Raw genomic sequence first — 19,998 nt, 5'->3', positions numbered from 1 at the left:
TATGCGAAAACCACTCACCGTGACGGGTGAGTGGCCTTCAGAACATCGCCCCTTCAGGGGCGATAGGAACTGCGCGAACAACCACGAACCACCGGCACCCGCGCAGCAAACGATCACCCCACCGACGAGTAGGCGACAACTCCCCGCAGCAACAGATCAACAGCCTTACGCGCGTTCTTCACCACGGAAGACCCCTGCGGCGCCGCCGCCGCGATCTGCCCCAGCACATCGATGACCTGCTTGCACCAGCGCACGAAGTCCCCCGCCGGCATCTCCGCCTCGCGCAGCACCTCGTCGAGCCCCGACCCGGAGGCCCACATGTACGCGGCCCAGGCGAACCCCAGGTCCGGCTCACGCTGGCCGACACCCTCGGTCTGGGTGATCCGGAACTCCTCCTCCAGCGCGTCCAGCCGTCCCCAGATCCGCACCATCTCACCCAGCGCGGCCTTGGCCTTCCCGGACGGCAGCTTCGGCGCCATCGCGTCGTCCGCCGCGCGCGCCTCGTACACCAACGCCGATACGCAGCCCGCCAGTTCGGCCGGGCCGAGCCCCTCCCAGACGCCCTCGCGCAGGCACTCGCTGGCGAGCAGGTCCAGCTCGCCGTACAGCCGCGCGAGCCGCTTGCCGTGCTCGGTGACCTCGTCGCCGCGCAGATAGTCGAGCTCGGTCAGCAGCGCGACGATACGGTCGAACGTCCGCGCGATCGTGTTCGTACGGCCCTCGATCCGGCGCTCCAGCTGCGAGGTGTCCCGCAGCAGCCGGTGGTAGCGCTCGGCCCAACGGGCGTGGTCCTCACGGTCGTCGCACCCGTGGCAGGGGTGTGCGCGCAGCGCCGTCCGCAGCCGGGCGATCTCGCGGTCGTCGGCCGCCTGGGAGCGCCGCTTGCGGTGCCGGTCGGCCGGGATGTGCCCGGCCTTGGTGCGCAGCGCGGACGCGAGGTCCCGACGGGACTGCGGGGAACGGGGGTTGAAGGACTTCGGGATCCGCATCCGCTCCAGGGCCTCGACCGGCACCGGGAAGTCGATCGACGCCAGCCTCTTCACCTGCCGCTCGGCGGTCAGCACCAGGGGGCGCGGCCCGTCGTGGTGCTCGAAGCCCCGGTGGCCGTTCGAACGGCCCGCGGGCAGGCCCGGGTCCAGCACCAGCGCCAGGCCCGCGTACTTGCCGGTGGGCACGTGGATGACGTCACCGGGCTTGAGCTTCTCCAGCGCGACGGCGGCCTCGGCGCGCCGCTGTGCCGCGCCCTGCCGGGCCAGGTCGTTCTCACGGTCCTTCAGCTCGCGGCGCAGCCGCGCGTACTCCTCGAAGTCGCCGAGGTGGCAGGTCATGGAGGCCTTGTAGCCCTCGAGGCCCTCCTCGTTGCGCTGCACTTGGCGGGAGATGCCTACGACCGACTTGTCCGCCTGGAACTGCGCGAAGGACGTCTCCAGCAGCTCTCGCGAGCGGTGCCGGCCGAACTGCTCGACCAGGTTGACCGCCATGTTGTACGACGGCCTGAAGCTCGAACGCAGCGGATACGTGCGTGTGCCGGCCAGGCCCGCCAGGTGCTCGGGGCTGGAGCCGCGCTGCCACAGCACCACGGCGTGGCCCTCGACGTCGATGCCGCGCCGACCCGCACGCCCCGTCAACTGCGTGTACTCGCCCGGGGTGATGTCCGCGTGCTGCTCGCCGTTCCACTTGACGAGCTTCTCCAGCACCACCGAGCGGGCGGGCATGTTGATGCCGAGGGCGAGGGTCTCGGTCGCGAACACGGCCTTGACCAGGCCGCGTACGAACAGCTCCTCGACGACCTCCTTGAAGGTCGGCAGCATGCCCGCGTGGTGGGCCGCGATGCCGCGCTCCAGGCCCTCCAGCCACTCGTAGTAGCCGAGGACGTGCAGGTCCTCGGTCGGGATGGACGCCGTGCGCTCCTCGACGAGTGCGCGTACCCGCCCGCGGGCCTCGTCGTCGTTGAGCCTGAGGCCCGCGTACAGGCACTGCTGGACGGCGGCCTCGCAGGCGGCGCGGCTGAAGATGAAGGTGATGGCGGGCAGCAGCCCCTCGGCGTCGAGCCGTTCGATGACCTCGGGCCGGCTCGGTGTCCACACCCGGGAGCGCTGTCTGCGGTCGCGCTCGCGGTCGGCCTCGCGCATGGACCGGCCGCGCCGGCGGTCCTGGTACGACGGCCGGCTCGCCTCCATGCGCGCCATGCGCGTGAGGTCGGGGTTGACGGCCTTCTTGTGGCCCTCGCCCTCCTCGAACAGGTCGTACATCCGCCGCCCGGCGAGCACGTGCTGGAACAGCGGCACGGGCCGGTGCTCGGAGACGATCACCTCGGTGTCACCGCGGACGGTGTCGAGCCAGTCGCCGAACTCCTCGGCGTTCGACACGGTCGCCGACAGCGACACCAGCGTGACCGACTCGGGAAGATGGATGATCACCTCTTCCCATACGGCGCCCCGGAACCGGTCGGAGAGGTAGTGCACCTCGTCCATCACCACATGGCCGAGGCCCAGGAGGGTCTGTGAACCGGCGTACAGCATGTTCCGCAGCACCTCGGTGGTCATCACGACCACCGGGGCGTCGGAGTTGACGCTGTTGTCGCCGGTGAGCAGGCCCACCTTGTCCGTGCCGTAGCGGCGGCACAGGTCGGCGTACTTCTGGTTCGACAGCGCCTTGATGGGTGTCGTGTAGAAGCACTTCTTGCCCTGCTGGAGAGCGAGGTGGACGGCGAACTCGCCCACGATCGTCTTGCCCGAGCCGGTGGGTGCGGCGACCAGGACGCCCTTCCCCGCCTCGAGCGCCTGGCAGGCCTCGATCTGGAAGGGATCGAGGCCGAAGTCGTACATCTCGCGGAAGGAGGCGAGCGCGGTGGCCTGCTCGACAGCACGCTTGCGGGCTGCCGCGTACCGCTCGGCCGGTGAGAGGTCCTCTGTCATCGTGCTTTCGAGCGTACCGGGCCGCACTGACAACAGGACGATCATTATCCGGATCCCTTCCTGTGAAACCCGGGATCGGCGCAGATCAGGGGCCGACGACGCGCACGCCCCCGCGCACGCAGCGCGCGCTCAGCGGCAGCGGGCCGAGCGGTTCCCCGTCCGCGTACCCGGTGACCCCCTGGGCGGCGATCTCGACCCGGGCCGCGCGCAGCACGGTCACCGCCGGATGCTCGGCGTGGGTCCCCCGGTACACCCGTGGGAACACCCGCAGCAGGGTCGTACGGCTGCAGTCCCCGACCACCGTGATGTCGAACAGCCCGTCGGTGAGGTCGGCGCCGGGGCAGATCCGCATTCCGCCGCCGTACGACGAGCCGTTGCCGACGGCCACCAGGGTCGCCTCGACCTCACGGACCTCGCCGTCGTCGAGCCGGATCCGGTACGGGACGGGCCGGAACGCGGCCAGTTCGGCGATCATCGCCAGGTCGTACTTGAAGCGGCCGGCGGGCCACCGCATGCGGTTGCCGCGGTCGTTGACACGGGAGTCGAAGCCGGAGGCGAGGACCGTGCCGAACCAGCGGTCGCCCACCTGCCCGACGTCGATGTCGCGGATCCGGCCGCCCTTGAGGGCGTCGGCGATCATGCGGCCCGCGGCGGCAGGCTCGCGCACGGGCAGGCCGAGGGCGCGGGCGAAGTCGTTGCCGGTGCCGACGGCGACCAGGCCGAGCGGGGTGCTGGTGCCCGCGACCGCACGCAGCGCCAGGCCGGCCATGCCGTCACCGCCGACGGCTATCAGCGCTCCGGTACCGCCCTCGACGGCGGCACGGGCACGGGTGAGGGCGTCCGCGGCGTCCTCGCCGAGCACCGTACGCACCGAGAAACCTGCCGCCCGCAAAGCGGAAGCGGCCGGCTGCGCCGCGCGGGCGCCCCGGCCGCGGCCCGCGGTGGGGTTGACGAAGAGGGTGATCTCGCTGGTCACGCGACCGACCCTATGAGCTGCCTGGCGATCTTCAGGTCACGTCGTCATAACCGTTGACCCGGTCCGAGCGTTCCGAACTCGCCTGCTCGGGCAGGGCGGCCCGGCTGGTGGTCACGGGTTCGATCTCGCCGATGTCATCGGGCGTGAGATCCAGCTCGGAAGCCTCGTCGTCAGCGGGGCCCAGGGCCTCGCGACGGCTGCGACGGCGGTCGTTGAGCAGGGAGAAGGCGACGGCCGCGAAGTACAGGATCCAGATCGGCCCGGCCAGCATCAGCATGGTCAGTGGGTCGGTGCTGGGAGTGGCGATGGCCGCGAAGACCGTGATGCCCATGATCATGCCGCGCCACCAGCCGAGCATGCGCTTGCCGGTGATTGCCCCGGTGAGATTGAGCATGACCAGCAGCAGGGGCAGCTCGAACGAGAGGCCGAAGACGAGCACCATCCGCATGACCAGGTCGAGCAGGTCGTCCAGCGGGAGGAGGTTGGACGTGCCGCCCGGGGTGAACTCGAGGAGCACCTTCGCCGTGGTGGGAAGCACCGTGTAGGCGAAGTAGGCGCCGATGATGAACAGCGGGGCGCCCGTGCCGACGAAGGCGTACGCGTACTTCCTCTCGTGCCGGTGCAGTCCCGGCGCGACGAAGGCCCACAGCTGGTAGAGCCAGACCGGCGAGGCCAGCACGACGCCGGCCATCAGGGACACCTTCAGGGCCAGCGTGAAGGGGGTGATCAGACCGTTGATGGTGATCTGCGCACAGGGCTTCCCGCCAGGCTGTGACCTGGCCAGCTCCGCGAAGGTCTTGTCACAGCCGACCGAGTCGAGGATCGGCTTGGTGATCAAGTTGATGATGTCGTTGTAGAAGAAGGCGGCGACGACCGTGATGACGACGATCGCCAGCATCGCCTTGGCGAGCCGGTTGCGGAGCTCGCGAAGGTGCTCCGCGAGGGGCATCCGCCCCTCGGGATCCCTTTCCTGCTTGCGGGCAGACTTCAGCAACCCACGTTCCCATCTCGTGCGGCGGGCCGGAGGTCACCGGCCCTGCGTCAGCGCTTGGTCGTGTCCGTGGGCTCGTTGACCGGACGCGAGCTGGTCACGTCACCGGGCGCTGCCTGGATGGTGCGCTGCGAGGGCTGCTCGTCGTTGTTGGGCGGGCCGGCCGGGGTCGTGGACGACTTGCTCTCGTCCTTCATCGCCTTGGCCTCGCTCTTGAGGATGCGGGCGGACTTGCCGAGCGACCGAGCCATGTCCGGAAGCTTCTTCGCGCCGAACAGCAGGATGATGACGACGAGGATGAGAATGATCTCGGGGGCTCCGAGCCTTCCGAACATAAGTCTTTACCTTCTCACCGAGGCGGCTGGGGTGGGGTGCTGTCCGACCGGTCGGACATATGTCCGAACGATCGTGTTGACAGCGATCGTAACGCTCAGGGGTAAACGCGGGGCAATCCCTCTGCATCTCCTGTGCGTACTCCCGTCCGCGGCCAGTGCCTCGTTAACCGGGCCGCGACCAGCAGAGTACCTGTCCGAACCGCAGAGGTGACAGGGCGAAGTGTCCCGAAGCGCGACTCACAGCCGCCTGCCGAACGGCTCACAGGGCGTCCACGGACCGGGCCGCGCTCCCCGCGGCCCGCTCCAGGTCCTCGGCGGCCCGGTTGATACGGCGCGCGGAGTCCGAGACCTGCCTGCTGAGGCGCTGTGCCTCCACGAAGACCCGGACGGCGAGCACCCCGAGCACGGCGAGACCCACGAACCCCACGGCAACCGCGAACATCGGCCAGAACATGCCGTCGAGCCTAGACCCTCCAGGAAGGGCGAACGCCCAGACCCTCAGACGGTCGGAGCGAGCCGCAGGGTCCGCACCCCGCCGCCGGTGAGCAGCTCCACGATCCGCTCCCCCGCGGGCTTGCGGACGGACGCGCCGCACTCCGGGCAGGTGAAGGAGTAGAAGGTGGTGCGGCTGGTGGCGCCGATGGCGAGGCGCAGGGCTCCGGCGGTGAGTTCGAAGCGCTCCCGGCAGTCCGGGCAGCCCGCCTTGAAGACCACCGGGGACACGCTCGTCATCCCGGCGAACGCGGACTCCACCGTCATGCTGCGCGCACCGGGCGTCGCCGACTCGCTCACAGGCCTCGCTCCTCTTTCTGGGGTCGTTCGCCTACCGGGGCGGCAGGACCGGATACGGCCGGTGTCGCGGCCCGGTCCGCCCCTGCTCGGGGCGAAGCCGCCCGGGAGTCCGGGGGTGTGCCCGTTCCCCGGCGGGCCGAGGCCGTCCGTCGGCGCGGCGGACCGTGGGCCCGCGCCCGAGCGCCCGTCGGTACCGCAGGCCGCGCCGGTTCACGCGCGTCCGCCGTCCGGCCCGTCCGGGGCCGCGGGCGCCGCGGACACCGGCTGCGGCCCGGGCGCCTCGGCGGAGTCCGCCGCGCCTCCTGCCTCGACCGCCTCGATCCCGTCGTAGGCGGCCAGTGCCTCGCGCGCCGCCTGCCGGGCGCTGGTGGCCAGCTCCGACGGCGACACGATCCGGCCGTCCCGCCCGAGCCGCAGCGCCAGGCGCCTCAGCGACGCGGGGTCGGGGGTCCGCAGAGTGATACGCAGCCCGCCGTCCGCGAGCTCCTCCGCGCTGTCGTGCGGGTAGTACTCGGCGACCCAGCGGCCGCCGGGCCCGACCTCGACCACCACCTCCGGATCCTCGGCCGCGGGCTGCACCAGCGCCTCCGACAGGTCCCGCAGCTCGATCTCCGGCGGCGCCGACGGCTCGTCCAGGATCTTGATCTCGGCGACCCGGTCGAGCCGGAACGTCCGCCGCGCCTCGGAGCGGCGGCACCAGGCCTCGACGTAGGTGTGCCCGACGCTGACCAGGCGGATGGGGTCGATCTCCCGCTCGGTGACCTCGTCGCGCGCGGGCGAGTAGTAGCGGATCCACAGGCGGCGGCGCTCGGCGATCGCCCGGTCGACGTCCGCGAAGACGCCGCCCTCGGACTCGAAGGTCACCGACAGGCGCGAGCTGGCGCCCGCGGTCTCGCCGGCCGCGGTCTCCACCTTGGCCGTCGCCCGCAGCAGCGCCTGGCGGTCGCTCTCGCGCAGTCCGGGCAGCGTGGCCACGGCCCGGGCGGCGACGAGCAGGGCGGTAGCCTCGTCGGCGGCGAGTCTGAGCGGCTCGGCGACATCGTCGGGGTTGTGCCACCAGATGCGCTCGCCGTCGGTGTCGATGTCGAGCAGATCGCCGCCGCGGAAGCTGGTCCCACACATGGGCAGCACGTCGAGGTCGGAGACCAGCTCGTCCTCGGTGATGCCGAAGGCGCGCGCGACGTCCTCGACCCGGGCGCCGGGGCGCTCCTTCAGATACGTCACCAGCGAGAGCATCCGCCGGGTCTGGTCGATGGCGTTCACGGGCCTGACCGGTTTGCCTGCCACTGTCTCGTCCGCTCCCCCTCAGCCCTTGGCCACGGCACGCAGCCGGTCCACCACGTCTGCCCGCAGCTCGGCGGGCTCCAGGACGACCACGTCCGGCCCGAACTCCACCAGCCAGGCGTCCAGCCCATGGCCGTACGGAATCTCCAACTCGTCCCAGCCGTCGCCGAGTTCCCGTACGGCGGTGGCCTTCGCCCGAAGGGGGTACCCCGCGCCCGAGCGCAGCCGGATCCGGGCGGAGCGGTCGGCGATCTCCCCGGCCCAGCTCGCGACGGTCTCACGGACGGTGACGACATCCGGCACGTCAGCGGTGTACCGGCCGCCGCGCGAACGGACCTTGCCGGTGATCCGGGACAGCCGGAAGACCCGCTCGGCGCCCCGGTCGCGGTCCCAGCCCGCGAGGTACCAGTGGCCGCGCCAGCACTCGAGCGCCCACGGCTCCACGTGCCGCTGCTCGGGGTGGGCGGCGGTGGCCTTGCGGTAGTCGAAGACGACGGGGCGACGGTCCCGGCAGGCGAGCATCAGCGGCTCGAACGCCGCCTCGTGCACGGGGATCCGCGGCTCCAGCGCACCGTGCGGCCCGTAGGGGTCGACATCCTCCGGGAGGCCCGCCGCGCGCAGCTTCTGCAGGGCACCACTGGCGGCGCCGGCGAGCCGGGCCTGCTGCCACACCTTGGCGGCGACCCCGAGGGCCGCTGCCTCCTCGGCGTCCAGGGTGATGGGCGGGAGGCGGTTGCTGTCACGCCGGGCCAGGTAGCCGATGTCGCCGTCGAGGCTCTCGACGGTCTCGATGACCAGTCCGAGTTCGCGCAGGTCGTCCTTGTCGCGCTCGAACATGCGGTTGAAGGAGTCGTCGGACCCGGTGGCGCCGTTCCCCGGCCCGAAGGCCTCGACGTAGGCCTCGATGGAGTCGCGCAGCTCACGCTTGCTGAGCGGCCGCCGCGTCCCGAGCAGACACAGCGCCAGGTTCATCAGTCGCTCAGCCTTGGCAATGGCCATCGACGCCCTTCGCCTCCCTATGGTGCTTACGACCGATGACCGTACCGCCCCGCGGTGGCCCGGCAAAGCCGAGGGCCCATGCCCGAACAGGCATGGGCCCCACGTGATCGAGTCTGTCCGAACCTTGCTCAGACCCCGAGCAGGTCGACCACGAAGATCAGCGTCTCTCCGGGCTTGATCAGAGGGGACGGGCTCTGGTTGCCGTAGGCGAGGTGCGCGGGGATGGTCAGCTGGCGGCGGCCGCCGACCTTCATGCCCTGCACGCCCTGGTCCCAGCCCTGGATGACCCGGCCGCCGCCCAGCGGAAAGCGGAACGGAGTGCCGCGGTTCCAGCTGGCGTCGAACTCCTCGCCCGTGCTGAAGGAGACACCCACGTAGTGCACGGTGACGGTCTGGCCCGCCTGCGCGACCGGGCCGTCGCCCTCCCAGATGTCCTTGATCTCGAGGTCCGCCGGGGGCTCGCCGCCCGGGAAGTCGATCTCGGGCTTGTCGATGCTCACGTCTCTGGCTCCTGCTTGTCTGCGAAAAGGCGAACACGCACAGTCTTACATCCCCCGCACGTCAGAGCTTCGCGAGGATGTCCACCGAAAAGACCAGCGTGGAGTCCTTCTTGATGCCGCTGCCCTGCGGCGGCTTGTCGCCGTAGCCCAGCTTCGGCGGGATGACGATGAGGACCCGGCTGCCGACCTTCTTGCCGGTCAGGCCCTGCGCCCAGCCCTTGACGACCTGCTGGAGCGAGAACGACACCAGCTGCTTGTTGGCGTACGAGGAGTCGAACTCCTTGCCCCCGTCCCACAGCACGCCCTTGTACTGCACGAGGACGCTGTCGTCGGCGGCGACCTTGTCCCCGTCGCCCTCCAGGACGTACTCCGCGACGAGCTCCTTCGGGGCGGTCGCCTTGGGCACCTCGATGGAGGGGGCCTTGCCGTCGGTGTTGGTGCCGACCTTGGGCAGGTCCGCGTCGTCCTGAGCGACCTTCTCGCCGTCGGCGGAGCTCTTGGAGTTGAACGTGTCCTGCACGTCGACGACGAAGACCAGCGTGTCGGTGCCCTTGATGCCCGCCTGCGGGTTGCCCTGCGAGCCGTAGCCCCAGGTGGGCGGGACGGCCATCTCGACACGGCTGCCGGCCTTCTTGCCGGCCAGCGCGTACCGCCAGCCGTCGATGATCTGGCCCTGGGTGAGCTGGATGGCCAGGCGGGTCTTGCGGTCGTAGGAGTTGTCGAAGACCTTTCCGGTGCTCCAGACCTGACCCAGGTAGTTCGCGACGACGAAGTCGTTCTCCGCGACGGTCTTGCCGCTGCCCGTGATCAGCGTCTTCACCGCGAGCTGCTTCGACGGCTCTCCGCTGCCCTTGGCGATCGTCGGCTTCTCGTCGAACTTCGTGCCCGCGGTGACCGCCGGCAGCGGGCCGTCCACGATCTTCGGTGGCGGCGCCGAGGACGGAGCCGAGGGCGAGGGCGAAGGGCTGTCACTGGCCTTGCTCGAGTCCGACTTGTCGTCGCCGCATGCGGCGAGCGTGGCCAGTCCTGCGGGCACGGAAATGAGAAGTGAGCGTCGGCGCACTGTGGGGGCCTCGTAATCGATCGATCTCGTTGATGGCGTGCGCGCAACTCTACGGCGTGAGCAGGGCGCCGCACTTGTAACGTACGGCGCCCGTGTGGCGTTCCGGCTGAATACCCGCCGGCGCATTTCCTCACATTCCGGCGATCAGCTTCTCCACCCGGTCGTCCACCGAACGGAACGGGTCCTTGCACAAGACCGTGCGCTGAGCCTGGTCGTTGAGCTTCAGGTGAACCCAGTCGACCGTGAAGTCACGGCGCTGTTCCTGGGCCCGCCGGATGAAGTCGCCGCGCAGCCGGGCCCGAGTGGTCTGCGGCGGAACCGACTTGCCCTCGAAGATCTTCAAGTCGTTGCAGATGCGTGCCGCCTGCCCCTTCTTCTCGAGCAGGTAGTACAGGCCACGACGGCGGTGGATGTCGTGGTAGGCGAGGTCTATCTGCGCGACCCGCGGGTGCGACATGGTCATGTTGTTCTTGCTGCGGTACCGCTCGATGAGCTTGTACTTCATGACCCAGTCGATCTCGGTGCCGATACGGTCGAGGTCCTCGGCCTCGATCGCGTCCAGCGTGCGGCCCCAGAGCTCCAGGACCTGCTCGACGGTGCCGGTGCGGATGCCGCGGCGCTCGCAGAAGTCCACGGCCTTCTCGTAGTACTCGCGCTGCACCTCCAGGGCGGAGGCCTCGCGGCCGCTGGCCAGGCGCACCTTGCGCCGGCCGGTGATGTCGTGGCTGACCTCGCGGATCGCCCGGATCGGGTTCTCCAGGGTCAGGTCGCGCATCACGGTGCCCGCCTCGATCATGCGCAGCACCAGGTCGGTGGCGCCGACCTTGAGCAGCATGGTCGTCTCGGACATGTTGGAGTCGCCCACGATGACGTGCAGGCGGCGGTAGCGCTCGGCGTCCGCGTGCGGCTCGTCGCGGGTGTTGATGATCGGCCGGGAGCGGGTCGTCGCCGAGGAGACGCCCTCCCAGATGTGCTCGGCCCGCTGGCTCACGCAGTAGACGGCCCCGCGCGGCGTCTGCAGCACCTTGCCGGCACCGCACAGCAGCTGCCTCGTCACCAGAAACGGAATGAGAATGTCCGCGAGCCGGGAGAACTCCCCGTGCCGGGCGACCAGATAGTTCTCGTGGCAGCCGTAGGAGTTGCCCGCCGAATCGGTGTTGTTCTTGAAGAGGTAGACGTCGCCCGCGATTCCCTCCTCGTGCAGGCGTCGTTCGGCGTCCACCAGGAGTCCCTCGAGAATGCGCTCGCCCGCTTTGTCGTGGGTGACCAGTTCGGTCACGTTGTCACATTCCGGTGTGGCGTATTCCGGATGTGAACCCACGTCGAGATAGAGGCGGGCGCCGTTTCGCAGAAAGACATTGCTGCTGCGGCCCCATGACACGACACGGCGGAAGAGGTACCGCGCCACCTCGTCAGGAGACAGGCGGCGCTGTCCCCTGAACGTGCACGTGACGCCGTACTCGTTCTCCAGCCCGAAAATGCGGCGGTCCATGAGGGAACATTACGCCCGATCCCCTGAACTGAAACGGGGTTCGGGGGCACGGTTTGGATCATTTTCCGAACCGGACACAACAACCGCTCCCCCGCCGGGAGCTGCGAGTACCCGCCCTGTGGCGGCCAAAACCAGCAGGGAAACGCCACCCGCGACACCCGGCACGGCGAAGCCCCACAGCGCCCCGCCCGCCTCCACGACGGGCCCCGCGACGCCCGCTCCGACCGAGTGGCCCACGGTGAACGTCGTCACCAGCCAGGAGAACGCCTCGGTGACCGTGCCGCGCGGGGCATGACGGTCGACCAGGACGAACGCGCAGGCGATGGCGGGCGCGAGGAAGACGCCGGCGAGCGCGGTCAGCGCCACCATGGGCACCGCGTCCGGCATGAGAAGCAGCGGCAGATAACACACCACCAGAAGGGCGACCAGCACCTGGAGTCGCCGGGCGGGCTCACCGGCCCACTGCCGGGCCCCGTAGACGGTGCCGCCGACCAGGGCCCCGAATCCCAGGGCCGCCATCAGCCAGCCGTACACGGCGTCGCCGCCGTGCGCGTCCGCGTAGGGCACCGAGGCGACGGTGATGGATCCGAGCGCCATCCCGATGAACAGGAACGCCGCCAGCAAGGCCAGCAGCCCCGCCGAGCGCAGCGCCCCCAGCCAGTGCGCCTCCCGGGGCGCCGACCGCCAGGCACGCGAGGGCGGCGAGACGACCACGGACAGCGCCCCCAGCACCCCGACCACGTTCAGCACCAGCAGCGCGACCTGGGCCGACCACAGGGACACGCACAGCGTCACGAGCAGCGGCCCGACGGTGAACATCACCTCCTGGGCCACGGCGTCCATGGCGTACGCCGTGTGCACCTGGTCCTCCTTGCGCAGGACCGAGGACCACAGGGCCCGCAGCCCGCCCTCCAGGGGCGGCGTGAAGAGCCCGGCCGCCGCGACGGCGGCATACGCGACCGGCAGCGACCCGATCCCGGCGAAGGCGAAGACGGCCATCGCGAGCCCGGACAACACAGCCGCCGGCAACTGCACGCGCGGCTGCCCGCGCAGGTCCACGAGCCTGCCCAGCACCGGCTGCCCCACGGCGTTGGCGACGCCGTACACACCCGCCAGCGCCCCGGCCAGGCTGTACGAACCGCCCTCGGCCCGCACGAACAGCAGGATCGCGATGGCGCCGGTGGCATTGGGCAGCCGGCCCACGAGCGTGCCGACGAGCAGCCGGGCGGCGTGTCGCGCCCGAAGGATCTCCAGGTATCCCGTAGCCATGTCCCCGCCCTACGTTTTACGTATAACGTCAAGGATTCATACGTACCATGTCCGCTGTTCACGAGTCCAGACGAAGGAGCGGCCCGACGGTGGCACGAGGCAGCACACGCCCCACGAGCCGGGACGTCGCCCAGGCCGCCGGCGTCTCCCAGGCGGCGGTCTCCCTGGTCCTGGGCGACAAGTGGCGCGGACGCGTCTCGGAGACGACGGCCCAGCGGGTCCGCGAGGCGGCACGCGACCTGGGCTACCGCCCGAACCTCGCGGCCCGCAACCTGCGCCTGGGCCGCACCCGCACGGTCCTCCTGGTGGTCCCGGCCCTCACGACGGAGTTCTTCGCCGGCGTCTACACGGGCGCCGCCCGCGTCGCCGCCGAGCACGGATTCGGCGTCGTCCTCTACCCCTCCCCCGAGGGCGTGGGCCCCGCCCGCGACCCCTTCGCCTCCGCCCAGGCCGCCCTGGACGGCGTGATCGCCTCCTCCATGGCCGCCGACGCGCTCACCGCGATCCGCGGGGACCAGTTGCCCCTGGTGATGCTGGACAGCGACCCGGAGGGAAGTCTGGGTGCGGCGACCGTGAACCTGGACATCGCCGACGGTGTCCGCCAGGTCGCGGAACACCTGCTGTCCCTGGGCCACCGCCGCTTCCTCCATCTGGCGGCGGACGTCCCGTCCTGGACCTTCGAGGTACGGGCCCGGGAACTGGCGAGCCGGCTGGGCGATGTGCCCGGTACGTCGGTGCGCACGACTCGCGCGCCGATCTCCATCGAGGGCGCCGTGACCGCCACCGAGACCGCCCTCTCGCTCCCCGGGCCGCGCCCCACCGCCCTTGTCTGCGACGACGACAAACTGGCCGCCGGTGCGTACAAGGCGGTTCGCCGTCTGGGCCTACGCGTCCCGGACGACGTCTCGGTCACCGGCCTGGACGATCTGGCCCTGGCCACGGCGATCGACCCGGAACTGACGACGGTCCGCCTTGACGCGGAGCTGTTCGGGGAACGGGGCATGCGGGCCCTGCTGGCCGTCATGGAGTCCCGCGCACCCGAGGGCGGGGACATCCCGGTGCAACTGGTGGTACGAGGCTCCACGGCACCGCCAGGGCAGCCGTAGCCGCCCGGCGTCGGTGCCGGAGCCGGGCGGCGGCAGCAAGCGGCAGCCGGAGGCGGGAGCCAGGACGCGCCCGCACCCGCCGGACGACGCAAGGGGACGTGTCGGGGGGTGTCCGCCCGCAGCGGTTGTCGCGTCAACGAACAGCCAGTCGGCATGGCACCCCATCGCGACGTTCCGAGGACGGACACCCCCCGGCGCGGCCCCGACCCACCACCCGGCGAGACGGCGCTACGCGCACCCCCACCAAAGGGCCACAGGCCGCCGCAGGCACGCAAAGCCGCGCGCCCCGGCCACCACAACACGCAGCCAGGACGCGCGGTCCCACGATCGACCGAGCTACTCGGCGTCCTCGGACGCCGTGTCCTCCGCGCCCCCGTCTCCGTCTCCGTCTCCCTCCGCCCCCAACAACCGAGCCAGCTGACGCCCACCGATCCGCTTGAACTTGCGCTTCTGCGGCCGCGTACGGTCCAGCACCGCCACCTCCAGCCGCTCCGCGGGAATCTCCCGCTCACTGCCGTTGGTGTCGCGCGACAGCGCCTGCACCGCCAGCTTCAGGGCCTCGGCCAGCGTCATACCGTCCCGGTGGCGCTGGTCCAGGTAGCTGCTGATCTGCTCCGCGTTGCCCCCCACCGCGACCGAGCCGTGCTCGTCCACGATCGAGCCGTCGTGCGGGAGACGGTAGAGCTGGTCACCTTCCGGGGTCTCCCCCACCTCGGCGACCACCAGCTCCACCTCGTACGGCTTCTCGGCCGCCGAGGAGAAGATCGTGCCCAGGGTCTGCGCGTACACGTTGGCCAGGCCGCGGGCCGTCACGTCATCGCGGTCGTAGGTGTAACCCCGCAGGTCGGCGTACCGCACCCCACCGATCCGCAGGTTCTCGTACTCGTTGTACTTGCCGGCGGCGGCGAAGCCGATCCGGTCGTAGATCTCGCTGAACTTGTGCAACGCACGGGACGGGTTCTCACCGACGAACACGATGCCGTCGGCGAACTGCAGCACGACCAGGCTGCGGCCACGGGCGATGCCCTTGCGGGCGTACTCCGCCCGGTCGGCCATCTGCTGCTGGGGTGAAACATAGAACGGCGTCGACACCGGTTATCCGTCCCTTTCTGTGGAAGTCACTGGATCACCTTGACAAGAAACGGCCGCTGTCTAGAGCAGCGCGGCCCGCGGGCCGTCCGGCTGCTCCAGGCGCCGGGCCAGGATCGAGCGGGCGATCTCGGAGGACTCCTCCTCGGCGAGCCGGCGGAAGCCGTCCTCGGTGATCACGGTGACGATCGGGTAGATCCGGCGGGCGACATCGGGACCGCCCGTCGCCGAGTCGTCGTCGGCCGCGTCGTACAGGGCCTGGACGACCAGGGTCGTGGCCTCTTCCTCGCTCAGGTCGTCGCGGAAGAGCTTCTTCATGGCGCCGCGCGCGAAGATCGAGCCCGAGCCGGTGGCCGCGAAGTTCGTCTCCTCGGAGCGGCCGCCCGTCACGTCGTACGAGAAGATCCGGCCCCTGTCGCGGCCCACGTCGTACCCCGCGAACAGCGGCACCACGGCCAGGCCCTGCATGGCCATGCCGAGGTTGGAACGGATCATCGTCGACAGCCGGTTCGCCTTGCCCTCCAGGGACAGCTGCGCGCCCTCGACCTTCTCGAAGTGTTCCAGCTCGAGCTGGAACAGCTTCACCATCTCCACGGCCAGGCCCGCCGTACCGGCGATGCCCACCGCTGAGTACTCGTCGGCCGGGAAGACCTTCTCGATGTCCCGCTGCGCGATGACGTTGCCCATCGTCGCCCGGCGGTCACCGGCCAGCACGACGCCCCCGGGGAACGTCACGGCGACGATCGTGGTCCCGTGCGGCGCCTCGATCACACCCTGGGTGGGAGGCAGTTGCCGGTTGCCTGGCAGGATCTCCGGCTGGTGCTCGGACAGGAAGTCCATGAAGGAGGAGGACCCTGGCGTCAGGAAGGCAGCTGGTAGACGCCCGGTGCTACGAGTGTTGGCTTCCACGCGATTCCTTCCACGTATGCGACAGCCCGCCCTGTGACGTCGGGCCGATCCTTGGAACAACCCCGGTCCGGTTGCGACCGGGGGCACGGTATGCCTCGGACCCTACCCGTCCTTCGGCGGTGATCCACATGTCCGGCGGGACCAACTCCACCGGATCGACGCCGCACTTGCCGGCCGCGCAGGACCGGCGGGGGCAACCCGGGCCCCGGACGCCACCGACGCCCGGAGCGCCGCACACGAGGGCAACTCGTCACTCACTGCCCCGCGCACAGCGCTCCGCGCTCAGCCCGTCCGTCACCCGCACCCGTTCACCTTCGGAATGAAGGCAAAGGCGCCTTACTGGCCACCCTTTTGAACGAATGAGCGCACGAAGTCCTCGGCGTTCTCCTCGAGGACGTCGTCGATCTCGTCCAGAACCGAGTCCACGTCGTCGCTCAGCTTCTCCTGACGCTCCTTGAGGTCCTCCGAAGCCTGCGTCTCCGCCGCCTGCTCCTCGACCTCCTCGGTGGACCGGGTGGCCTTCTGCTGTCCGCCGCCGGTGTCCTTGGTCGCCATATCCCTCACCCCGCTCGGTTCGCCCGACACAGTTGCTCGGTCAAGATCAGACCCTACTCGCCGGGTCTGACAATGGCCCCGCAGTTGCTCCAACGTACGGGGACCACCTCGATGATTCCCGGACCTGGGATTTTCCACCCCGCCCGGCCGTCTCCTCCCGAGTACCCACTGAACGCGATCATCCGCCGGACAGGACCCTGACCAGGTCTTCCGCCGTGCGGCAGCGGTCCAGGAGCTCCTTGACGTGATTACGCGTTCCGCGAAGCGGTTCCAGGGTTGGAACGCGCTGCAGGGAGTCGCGGCCCGGCAGGTCGAAGATCACCGAGTCCCAGGAGGCCGCCGCGACGTCGTCCGCGTACTGCTCCAGGCAGCGGCCGCGGAAGTACGCGCGTGTGTCCTCAGGCGGCGCCGTACGGGCCCGCTCGATGTCCGCCTCGGTCAGCAGCCGCTTCATGCGCCCGCGGGCCACCAGACGGTTGTACAGGCCCTTCTCGGGCCGCACGTCGGCGTACTGGAGGTCGACCAGGTGCAGCCGCGCCGCGTCCCAGTCGAGGCTGTCCCGGCGCCGGTAGCCCTCCATGAGCTCCCGCTTGGCGACCCAGTCCAGCTCGCCGGCCAGGCTCATCGGGTCGTGCTCCAGACGGGTGAGGGTGTCCTCCCACCGCGACAGGACGTCCTTGGTCTGGTCGTCGGCGTCGGCCCCGAACCGCTCCTCCACGTACTTGCGGGCGAGCTCGTAGTACTCCATCTGCAGCTGGACCGCGGTGAGCGTCCGGCCGCTGCGGAGCGTGACCAGGCGCTTGAGCGACGGGTCGTGCGAGACCTGGTGCAGCGTACGAACGGGCTGGTCGACGGCGAGGTCCACCGCGATGAAGCCGTCCTCGATCATCGACAGGACGAGAGCCGTCGTACCCAGCTTCAGATATGTCGAGATCTCCGAGAGGTTCGCGTCGCCGATGATCACATGCAGGCGGCGGTACTTCTCGGCGTCCGCGTGCGGCTCGTCGCGGGTGTTGATGATCGGGCGCTTCAGCGTCGTCTCGAGGCCGACCTCCACCTCGAAGTAGTCGGCCCGCTGACTGAGCTGGAAGCCGTGCTCGTGCCCGTCCTGGCCGATGCCGACGCGGCCCGCTCCGGTGAAGACCTGACGGGAGACGAAGAAGGGCGTCAGATGGCGCACGATGTCCGAGAAGGGGGTCTCCCGCTTCATCAGGTAGTTCTCGTGCGTGCCGTAGGACGCGCCCTTGTTGTCGGTGTTGTTCTTGTACAGGTGGATCGGCTGGGCACCGGGCAGCTGTGCGGCACGCTCCGCGGCCTCCGCCATGATCCGCTCGCCGGCCTTGTCCCAGAGAACGGCGTCCCTGGGGTTGGTCACCTCGGGAGCGCTGTACTCGGGGTGCGCGTGGTCGACGTAGAGCCGCGCACCGTTGGTGAGGATCACGTTGGCCAGGCCGATGTCCTCGTCGGTGAGCTGGCTGGAGTCGGCGGCCTCGCGGGCGAGGTCGAAGCCTCGCGCGTCCCGCAGCGGGTTCTCCTCCTCGAAGTCCCAGCGAGCCCGGCGGGCCCGGTGCATCGCAGCCGCGTAGGCGTTCACGATCTGGGACGAGGTGAGCATGGCATTGGCGTTGGGGTGGCCGGGGACGGAGATCCCGTACTCCGTCTCGATGCCCATTACTCGCCGTACGGTCATGCGGCCCTCCTTGCCCGGCGGCACCCTCGGTCGTGGGCGCCACTCAGATACCGCTGGCGCTCGGTTGCGTGTGCGGTGCCCGTCCCCGCACTGCGCGACTCGGCGGTACGGAAGAGCCTAGAACGCCTTTGCGCTGGTGGGGAGATCATTTGCGTCATTGCGTTGCTCCAGCCGTGGCCTGAAAAACAGTCGGCTGCGGGTACCCGCCGAGGGCACCCGCAGCCGCCCTGCCTTTTACAGGTACTGACCGGTGTTCGCCACCGTGTCGATGGAGCGTCCGGTGTCCGCGCCCTGCTTTCCGGTGATGAGCGTACGGATGTACACGATCCGCTCGCCCTTCTTTCCGGAGATCCTGGCCCAGTCGTCCGGGTTGGTGGTGTTGGGCAGGTCCTCGTTCTCCTTGAACTCGTCCACGCAGGCCTGGAGGAGGTGGGAGACCCTGAGACCCTTCTGGTTCTTCTCGAGGAAGTCCTTGATCGCCATCTTCTTGGCACGGCCCACGATGTTCTCGATCATGGCGCCGGAATTGAAGTCCTTGAAGTAGAGGACTTCCTTGTCACCGTTGGCGTAGGTGACCTCCAGGAAGCGGTTCTCCTCGGACTCGGCGTACATCTGTTCGACGGCCGTCTGGATCATGCTCTGGACGGTGGAGGCCTTGGATCCGCTGTGCTCGGCGAGGTCGTCGCCGTGCAGCGGGAGGCGCTCGGTGAGGTACTTGCCGAAGATGTCCTTGGCCGCCTCGGCGTCCGGACGCTCGATCTTGATCTTCACGTCGAGCCGGCCGGGCCGCAGGATGGCGGGGTCGATCATGTCCTCACGGTTGGAGGCGCCGATCACGACCACGTTCTGCAGGCCCTCCACGCCGTCGATCTCGGCGAGCAGCTGCGGGACGATGGTGTTCTCCACGTCCGAGCTGACACCGGAGCCACGGGTGCGGAAGAGCGACTCCATCTCGTCGAAGAAGACGATGACGGGGGTGCCCTCGCTGGCCTTCTCACGGGCCCGCTGGAAGACGAGGCGGATCTGCCGCTCCGTCTCACCGACGTACTTGTTCAGGAGCTCGGGGCCCTTGATGTTGAGGAAGAAGCTCTTGCCCTGGGCCTGACCGGTCACCTCGGCGACCTTCTTGGCCAGTGAGTTGGCCACGGCCTTGGCGATCAGTGTCTTTCCGCACCCGGGGGGCCCGTACAGCAGGACGCCCTTCGGCGGCCGCAGTTCGTGCTCCTTGAACAGGTCCGGGTAGAGATACGGGAGCTCGACCGCGTCGCGGATGGCCTCGATCTGGCCGCCGAGACCGCCGATCTGCTCGTAGCCGATGTCGGGGACCTCTTCGAGGACGAGCTCCTCGACCTCGCTCTTGGGAACGATCTCGTAGACATAGCCGGAACGGGGTTCGAGCAGCAGGGCGTCGCCGGGCCGGATGTTCACGCCCAGCAGCGGCTCGGCGAGCCGTACCACCCGCTCCTCGTCGGTGTGCCCGAGCACCAGGGCCCGCTCGCCGTCCTCGAGGATCTCCTTGAGGGTGACGATGTCTCCGACGCTCTCGTACTCCATGGCCTCGACCACGTTGAGCGCTTCGTTGAGCATCAATTCCTGGCCGCGCCGGAGCTCGTCGAGCTCGACGCTGGGGCTGACGTTCACCCTGAGCTTGCGGCCGCCGGTGAAGATGTCGGCGGTGCCGTCCTCGTTCGCCTGCAGGAAGACCCCGAAGCCGGCCGGCGGCTGCGCGAGCCGGTCGACCTCCTCCTTGAGGGCCACGATCTGGTCACGGGCCTCACGGAGCGTGTTGGCGAGTCGCTCGTTCTGCGCGGACACGCCGGCCAGATTGGTCTGCAGCTCGACGATCCGCTCTTCGAGAATCCTCGTGTGTCGCGGAGAGTCGGCGAGCTTGCGTCGCAGGACGGCGATCTCCTGCTCAAGGTAGGCGATCTGCCCGGCCGGGTCGTCGGACCCGCGTCCCGGGCGGATGCCGCGGTTCATGTCGTCGTCGTGGGCTGCCACGGTCCTCACCTCCTCCAAGGGGAGCTGGA

Annotated in this window: 18 protein-coding genes; 1 reads left to right on the top strand and 17 read right to left on the bottom strand. The window is 69.8% G+C overall.

Annotation, left to right across the window (positions count from 1 at the left end; all coding sequences use genetic code 11):
- Window positions 1–113: 113 nt before the first annotated feature.
- From AC07DF_RS35865 to AC07DF_RS35810, 12 genes are all read right to left on the bottom strand, one after another.
- Complete coding sequence (locus AC07DF_RS35865) at window positions 114–2,963, bottom strand: DEAD/DEAH box helicase (RefSeq protein ID WP_478980839.1); 2,850 nt, start codon at window positions 2,961–2,963, stop codon at window positions 114–116.
- 40 nt (window positions 2,964–3,003) lie between these two features.
- Window positions 3,004–3,894, bottom strand: a complete 891-nt coding sequence (locus tag AC07DF_RS35860; RefSeq protein ID WP_478980837.1) for a diacylglycerol kinase — start codon at window positions 3,892–3,894, stop codon at window positions 3,004–3,006.
- Window positions 3,895–3,925: 31 nt separating this feature from the next.
- Entirely contained in the window at window positions 3,926–4,888 is a 963-nt protein-coding gene (gene tatC, locus AC07DF_RS35855; protein ID WP_478980835.1) for a twin-arginine translocase subunit TatC, read from the bottom strand.
- Window positions 4,889–4,935: 47 nt separating this feature from the next.
- The gene (gene tatA / locus AC07DF_RS35850) at window positions 4,936–5,220 is read right to left on the bottom strand and encodes a Sec-independent protein translocase subunit TatA (RefSeq protein ID WP_184597412.1); all 285 of its coding nucleotides are present in this window, start codon (window positions 5,218–5,220) and stop codon (window positions 4,936–4,938) included.
- A gap of 259 nt (window positions 5,221–5,479) precedes the next feature.
- Entirely contained in the window at window positions 5,480–5,674 is a 195-nt protein-coding gene (locus AC07DF_RS35845; protein ID WP_478980833.1) for a hypothetical protein, read from the bottom strand.
- 44 nt (window positions 5,675–5,718) lie between these two features.
- Entirely contained in the window at window positions 5,719–6,012 is a 294-nt protein-coding gene (locus AC07DF_RS35840) for a hypothetical protein (protein ID WP_478980831.1), read from the bottom strand.
- A 210-nt stretch (window positions 6,013–6,222) separates the two neighbouring features.
- Window positions 6,223–7,299, bottom strand: a complete 1,077-nt coding sequence (locus tag AC07DF_RS35835; protein ID WP_478980829.1) for a helix-turn-helix transcriptional regulator — start codon at window positions 7,297–7,299, stop codon at window positions 6,223–6,225.
- Window positions 7,300–7,317: 18 nt separating this feature from the next.
- Window positions 7,318–8,295 (bottom strand): helix-turn-helix transcriptional regulator, encoded by a 978-nt coding sequence (locus tag AC07DF_RS35830; protein WP_478980827.1) that lies wholly within the window; start codon window positions 8,293–8,295, stop codon window positions 7,318–7,320.
- A 128-nt stretch (window positions 8,296–8,423) separates the two neighbouring features.
- On the bottom strand, window positions 8,424–8,795 hold the full coding sequence (locus tag AC07DF_RS35825; protein ID WP_478980825.1) for an FKBP-type peptidyl-prolyl cis-trans isomerase: 372 nt from the start codon (window positions 8,793–8,795) through the stop codon (window positions 8,424–8,426).
- 61 nt (window positions 8,796–8,856) lie between these two features.
- Window positions 8,857–9,858, bottom strand: coding sequence for an FKBP-type peptidyl-prolyl cis-trans isomerase (locus tag AC07DF_RS35820; RefSeq protein WP_478980823.1), 1,002 nt, complete (start codon window positions 9,856–9,858; stop codon window positions 8,857–8,859).
- A 130-nt stretch (window positions 9,859–9,988) separates the two neighbouring features.
- Complete coding sequence (gene pafA, locus AC07DF_RS35815; protein ID WP_184597419.1) at window positions 9,989–11,350, bottom strand: Pup--protein ligase; 1,362 nt, start codon at window positions 11,348–11,350, stop codon at window positions 9,989–9,991.
- A 9-nt stretch (window positions 11,351–11,359) separates the two neighbouring features.
- The gene (locus AC07DF_RS35810; RefSeq protein ID WP_478980821.1) at window positions 11,360–12,619 is read right to left on the bottom strand and encodes an MFS transporter; all 1,260 of its coding nucleotides are present in this window, start codon (window positions 12,617–12,619) and stop codon (window positions 11,360–11,362) included.
- An 89-nt stretch (window positions 12,620–12,708) separates the two neighbouring features.
- Between AC07DF_RS35810 and AC07DF_RS35805 the strand changes: the two genes are divergently transcribed.
- A complete protein-coding gene (locus tag AC07DF_RS35805) occupies window positions 12,709–13,725 on the top strand; it encodes a LacI family DNA-binding transcriptional regulator (protein WP_478980819.1) in 1,017 nt (338 codons plus the stop codon).
- Window positions 13,726–14,061: 336 nt separating this feature from the next.
- On the opposite strand, the gene prcA is transcribed toward AC07DF_RS35805, so the two are convergent.
- The 5 genes from prcA to arc all read right to left on the bottom strand — a co-directional run bounded on the left by prcA (window position 14,062) and on the right by arc (window position 19,969).
- Window positions 14,062–14,817: a proteasome subunit alpha gene (gene prcA, locus AC07DF_RS35800; protein ID WP_478980817.1), complete on the bottom strand. Its 756-nt coding sequence runs from the start codon at window positions 14,815–14,817 to the stop codon at window positions 14,062–14,064.
- Window positions 14,818–14,877: 60 nt separating this feature from the next.
- Window positions 14,878–15,723, bottom strand: coding sequence for a proteasome subunit beta (gene prcB, locus AC07DF_RS35795; protein ID WP_454366339.1), 846 nt, complete (start codon window positions 15,721–15,723; stop codon window positions 14,878–14,880).
- A 336-nt stretch (window positions 15,724–16,059) separates the two neighbouring features.
- Window positions 16,060–16,278, bottom strand: a complete 219-nt coding sequence (locus AC07DF_RS35790; protein WP_019757212.1) for a ubiquitin-like protein Pup — start codon at window positions 16,276–16,278, stop codon at window positions 16,060–16,062.
- 178 nt (window positions 16,279–16,456) lie between these two features.
- Window positions 16,457–17,968, bottom strand: coding sequence for a depupylase/deamidase Dop (dop, locus tag AC07DF_RS35785; protein ID WP_344985039.1), 1,512 nt, complete (start codon window positions 17,966–17,968; stop codon window positions 16,457–16,459).
- Window positions 17,969–18,202: 234 nt separating this feature from the next.
- Window positions 18,203–19,969 (bottom strand): proteasome ATPase, encoded by a 1,767-nt coding sequence (gene arc / locus AC07DF_RS35780; protein ID WP_478980813.1) that lies wholly within the window; start codon window positions 19,967–19,969, stop codon window positions 18,203–18,205.
- Between the last annotated feature and the right edge of the window lie 29 nt (window positions 19,970–19,998).

It is taken from the genome of Streptomyces sp. NPDC044719 (assembly GCF_056433405.1).
The sequence above is the reverse complement of the archived record's forward strand: the minus strand, read 5'-3'. Positions and strand labels throughout refer to the sequence as shown.